The organism is Streptomyces sp. 13-12-16 (genome assembly GCF_002114215.1).
In the GTDB taxonomy this organism is placed as follows: Bacteria; Actinomycetota; Actinomycetes; order Streptomycetales; family Streptomycetaceae; genus Streptomyces.
Genome location: NZ_NCTE01000127.1, coordinates 1 through 5,052 on the forward strand (window position 1 = coordinate 1; position 5,052 = coordinate 5,052).

Consider the following 5,052-nt stretch of genomic DNA (forward strand, 5'->3'; position numbering starts at 1 on the left):
CGTAGCGCCGCGCGATCCACAGCGGTACGCCCTCCGCGTGCGCCCGCGCGGCGAGCGCGGCCACCTGGTCCGCCCCGCCGCATCCACGGACCGCCGACTCGCCCAGGGCGTGGGCGAAGTCGGCGGCCCGGCGCACCTTCAGGGGCGTGGTCGTGCCGGTCACGCGGGTGACCGGCACGATGCCGGGGCCCTCTGCCAGTGAGGCCAGGGGCCGTTCCGTGCCGCCGCCGCCGAGCCAGCACCCCCGCAGGTACGCCTCGGCCATGGCACCGAGGTTCAACTCGGCCCGCGGAGTCGTCCGGCCGCCTCTGCGCAGCCCGTCCTCGGTGAGTTCCACGGTCCGCGCCAACGGGTTCCGGGACCGTTCCCCGTAGAGCACCCGGCTCATCGCATCCCCCTCCTGCTTCCCGGCTCCGCACGCCGGACCCCCGGTCAAAAATATCGCGGCCGCGCGGCAACCCCCCGCCGGGCGGCGGCGACTTCGGGGCGGTGGACAACGAGGGCCATCGCACATCGAACGAAAGCCGTGACATGCGCAGTACTGGTAACACCGCCCCGCCCGCGGGGCACCGGAGGAAGAACGGCCGGCGCCGCACCGTCCTGATCGGCGCCCTCACCACGTCGCTGGTGGGCGGCGCCGTGGTCGGCGGCGTGCTGATGTCGGCGTCCGCCGCGGAGCCGGGCGCGGGCACCTACCGCCTGGTGAACGCGGCGAGCGACACCTGCCTGGAGGTTCCGGCGGGGAGCACGGGCGCCGGGGTGCAGCTGGCCCTGGCGGACTGCGACGGCGGCGCGGAGCAGAGCTGGGAACTGGCCGACTCCGGTGACGGCTTCACCGTGACGTCGTCCGCCACCGGCCTGTGCGCGGGCGTCAAGGGCGACTCGGTCTCCGCGGGCAGGGCCGTGGAGCTGCAGACCTGCGGCGAGGGTTCCTCCCAGGTGTGGAGGGTGAGCGCCGTCGGCGACGCCTACCACCTGGTCAACGCGCACAGCGAGAAGTGCCTGAACCCCAAGGACGGCCTGCTGCGGCAGAACTCCTGCGACAAGGCCGCCGGCAAGACCTGGACCCTGGAGGAGGTGAACGGCTCGACGCCTCCGGCGTCCACTCCGACGGCCACTCCGACCGCGAGCGCCCCCGCTTCCCCCTCCGCGCCCGCGGACGACGAGCCGGCCGGTGACACCGCGTTCGCCTCCTGGCCCACCGCCACCGACGAGCAGCCCGTCTCCTCGACCATCGAGGTGAAGGGCGTGTACGACGGTTCCCTGAAGCGCTTCCACGGCTCGGGCGACCTCGGCGGCAGCGGCCAGGACGAGGGTCAGGACCCGATGTTCGAGCTCGCCGACGGCGCGACGCTGAAGAACGTGATCCTGGGTTCGCCCGCCGCCGACGGAGTGCACTGCTCGGGCAGCTGCACCCTGGTCAACGTGTGGTGGGAGGACGTCGGCGAGGACGCCGCCAGCTTCAAGGGCAAGTCCGCCTCGGCGGCCTACGTCGTCGACGGCGGCGGTGCCCGCAAGGCCGACGACAAGGTCTTCCAGCACAACGGCGCCGGCACCCTGACCGTCAAGAACTTCCAGGTGTCCGACTTCGGCAAGCTCTACCGCTCGTGCGGCAACTGCGGGACCCAGTACGAGCGCCACGTCGTGATCGACAACGTCCTGGTCACGAGCCCCGGCAAGGTCATCGCCGGTGTCAACTCCAACTACGGTGACACCGCGACCCTCTCCGGCGTGACGATCGTCGGCGACGGCAAGAAGAAGATCGTCGTCTGCGAGCGCTTCAAGGGCAACGACAGCGGCGACGAGCCGACCGCCCTCGGCAGCGGTCCCGACGGTACGTCCTGCCTCTACGAGACCTCCGAGGTCACGTACCAGTAGGACACGGGGCGAGGGCCCGGTACCGCTGAAGTCCAGCGGTACCGGGCCCTCGTGACGCTGTGAGCGGGTCGCTCAGTGGGCGTGGCCGTGGCCGTGGCCCGCGGCGGCCGGCTCTTCCTCTTCCTTCTTCTCGACGACCAGGGTCTCGGTCGTCAGGAGCAGGGAGGCGATGGAGGCGGCGTTCTCCAGGGCGGAGCGGGTCACCTTGACCGGGTCGATGACGCCGGCCTTGACCAGGTCGCCGTACTCGCCGGTGGCGGCGTTGTAGCCGCTGCCCTTCTCGAGCTCGGCGACCTTGGAGACGATGACGTAGCCCTCCAGGCCGGCGTTCTCGGCGATCCAGCGCAGCGGCTCGACGGCGGCCTTGCGGACCACGGAGACACCGGTGGCCTCGTCGCCGGTCTTGTCGAGGTTGCCCTCGAGGACCTTGACGGCGTGGACCAGCGCGGAGCCACCACCGGAGACGATGCCCTCCTCGACCGCGGCGCGGGTCGCGGAGATGGCGTCCTCCAGACGGTGCTTCTTCTCCTTCAGCTCCACCTCGGTGGCGGCGCCGACCTTGATGACGCACACGCCGCCGGCGAGCTTCGCGAGGCGCTCCTGGAGCTTCTCGCGGTCCCAGTCGGAGTCGGTGGTCTCGATCTCGGCCTTGATCTGGCCGACGCGACCGGTCACGTCCTCCTTGTTGCCGCCGCCGTCGACGATCGTGGTGTCGTCCTTGGTGACGGTGACGCGGCGGGCGGAGCCCAGCACGTCCAGGCCGACCTGGTCGAGCTTGAGGCCGACCTCCTCGGAGACGACCGTGGCGCCGGTGAGGACGGCCATGTCCTGGAGCATCGCCTTGCGGCGGTCACCGAAGCCGGGGGCCTTGACGGCGACCGCGTTGAAGGTGCCGCGGATCTTGTTGACGACCAGGGTCGACAGGGCCTCGCCCTCGACGTCCTCGGCGATGATCAGCAGCGGCTTGGAGGCGTTGGCCTGGATGACCTTCTCCAGCAGCGGCAGCAGCTCCGCGATGGAGGCGATCTTGCCCTGGGTGATCAGGATGTACGGGTCGTCGAGGACGGCCTCCATACGCTCCTGGTCCGTGACGAAGTACGGCGACAGGTAGCCCTTGTCGAAGGCCATGCCCTCGGTGAAGTCCAGCTCCAGACCGAAGGTGTTGGACTCCTCGACGGTGATGACACCGTCCTTGCCGACCTTGTCCATCGCCTCGGCGATGAGCTCGCCGACCTGCTGGTCCTGGGCGGACAGCGCGGCGACGGCGGCGATGTCGGACTTCTCGTCGATCGGGCGGGCCGAGGCGAGCAGGTCCTCGGAGACCGCGGCGACGGCCGCGTCGATGCCCTTCTTCAGCAGCGCCGGGGAGGCACCGGCGGCGACGTTCTTCAGGCCCTCGCGGACCAGCGCCTGGGCCAGCACGGTGGCGGTGGTCGTACCGTCACCCGCGATGTCGTTGGTCTTGGTCGCCACCTCCTTCACCAGCTGCGCGCCGAGGTTCTCGTACGGGTCCTCGATCTCGACCTCGCGGGCGATCGTGACACCGTCGTTGGTGATGGTGGGGGCGCCGAACTTCTTGTCGATGACGACGTTGCGGCCCTTCGGACCGATCGTCACCTTCACCGTGTCGGCAAGCTTGTTGACGCCGCGCTCGAGGGCGCGACGGGCGTCCTCGTCGAACTTCAGGATCTTCGCCATGGCAGCGGGAGCCCTCTCGGAAATCTAGGTGAAATCACCGCGCCCCCGGTCACCCGGCTCCTTGTCGGATGCTGGGGCCAGGGGCGCGGTGTTCGAGCAAAAGTGCTTGCTTCGAGGTCGGGTCGTCCGGGGTGACCCCCGGATCTCCCTTACTTCTCGACGATCGCGAGGACGTCGCGGGCCGAGAGGACGAGGTACTCCTCGCCGTTGTACTTGACCTCGGTGCCGCCGTACTTGCTGTACAGAACGACGTCGCCGACCTTCACGTCGAGCTCGACGCGCTTGCCGTCCTCGATGCGGCCCGGACCGATGGCCAGGACGACGCCCTCCTGGGGCTTCTCCTTGGCGGTGTCCGGAATGACCAGGCCCGAAGCCGTGGTCTGCTCGGCGTCGAGCGGCTGGACCACGATGCGGTCCTCGAGCGGCTTGATGGCAACCTTGGAGCTGGCGGTCGTCACGATCCGACCTCCCCCTTCGGAGATCTCACGGGGTTAACTGTCTGAGGTGGCGACCAGGTGGATCCGTCGTCGCGGGTGCCGGACCTGCCCGTCGCGTGTGTTGGCACTCTCCAGGGGGGAGTGCCAGACCTGAGACTATGACTGCGGTTAGCACTCGGTCAAGCGGAGTGCCAATTGCCGTGCGGCGCGTCGGCAGGGGGGTGCGTTGTTCTCGGGTGTCTTTGCAAGTGGGCGGTGTTGCAGTGACCGTCTCTGGGGGCTGCGCCCCCAGACCCCCGCTTCGGCCCTGAACGGGCCTCGTCCTCAATCGCCGGACGGGCTGGAGGGTGAGCCGTGCTCGTCAGGAGCCGTCGGCGGACCGGCTCGGCCGACGTGGTCCTCAAGTCTTCCCACCCTCAGCCCCCGTTCCTCCAGCTCCCCCAGCAGCCGTGTCGTCCGTTCCGCCAGCGACAGCGTCGGGGCCTCTCCCGACGGTACGGCGATGATGTCGCCGGGGGTCAGGTGGTGGGGGGCGTCGGTGTAGGTGAGGTGGCCGTCGGGTTCCAGGGTGGCCCTCCACAGGACCACCGTCCCGATGCCGCAGTCGGCGGCGGCCCGCAGGGTGGTGGTGTCGTACGCCCCGTAGGGCGGGCGGAGGAGGCGGGGGCGGACGCCGAAGCGGGACTTGAGTTTGCGCTGCTGGCCGCAGATCTCGGCGCGCTGGCCGGCGTACGGCAGACCGCGCAGGGCGGGATGGTCGAGGGTGTGGTTCTGCAGGCTCGCGCCGACCGAGCGCAGGCGGGCGAAGTGCGCGTATCCGGGGCCGGCCACCGTGTCCGTGAGGAACAGGCTGACGGGGAGCCGGCGCTCGCGCACCAGGTCGATGAAGCGGGGGTCGCGTTCGGCGCCGTCGTCGTAGGTGAGGAAGACGACCCTGTCACGGGTGGGGACGCGGTCGACGACGGGCGGGAGGGCACCGGCCTGCGGCGCCGGTCCGGCTCCGGGGGACCGGCCCGCACCGGCCCCCGCCCTGTCCCCC

General features: G+C 70.5%; 4 protein-coding genes and 2 pseudogenes. 2 read left to right on the forward strand and 4 right to left on the reverse strand.

The annotated features are described in order from the left end of the window. A pseudogene (locus B7767_RS05960) lies at positions 1 to 388 on the reverse strand (hypothetical protein); the annotation flags it as partial. Positions 389 to 657: 269 nt separating this feature from the next. On the opposite strand from B7767_RS05960, the pseudogene B7767_RS47800 reads away from it, so the two are divergent. Continuing rightward, positions 658 to 1,029 (forward strand): annotated as a pseudogene (locus B7767_RS47800) (RICIN domain-containing protein); the annotation flags it as partial. A gap of 48 nt (positions 1,030 to 1,077) precedes the next feature. After that, positions 1,078 to 1,878, forward strand: a complete 801-nt coding sequence (locus B7767_RS05965; RefSeq protein WP_373408194.1) for a pectate lyase — start codon at positions 1,078 to 1,080, stop codon at positions 1,876 to 1,878. A gap of 72 nt (positions 1,879 to 1,950) precedes the next feature. Here the strand turns inward: B7767_RS05965 and groL are convergent, their stop codons facing one another. The 3 genes from groL to B7767_RS05980 all read right to left on the reverse strand — a co-directional run. After that, the gene (gene groL, locus B7767_RS05970; protein ID WP_085571203.1) at positions 1,951 to 3,576 is read right to left on the reverse strand and encodes a chaperonin GroEL; all 1,626 of its coding nucleotides are present in this window, start codon (positions 3,574 to 3,576) and stop codon (positions 1,951 to 1,953) included. Positions 3,577 to 3,725: 149 nt separating this feature from the next. Continuing rightward, a complete protein-coding gene (gene groES, locus B7767_RS05975) occupies positions 3,726 to 4,034 on the reverse strand; it encodes a co-chaperone GroES (RefSeq protein ID WP_073932713.1) in 309 nt (102 codons plus the stop codon). Between the two features lie 303 nt (positions 4,035 to 4,337). Then, positions 4,338 to 5,052, reverse strand: a 715-nt coding sequence (locus tag B7767_RS05980; protein WP_085571204.1) for a polysaccharide deacetylase family protein, incomplete at its 5' end; no start/stop codon positions are given.

Coding starts and splice junctions, on each gene's coding strand:
- groL (WP_085571203.1), bottom strand. CDS start 3,576: ATGGCGAAGATCCTGAAGTTCGACGAGGACGCCCGTCGCGCCCTCGAG.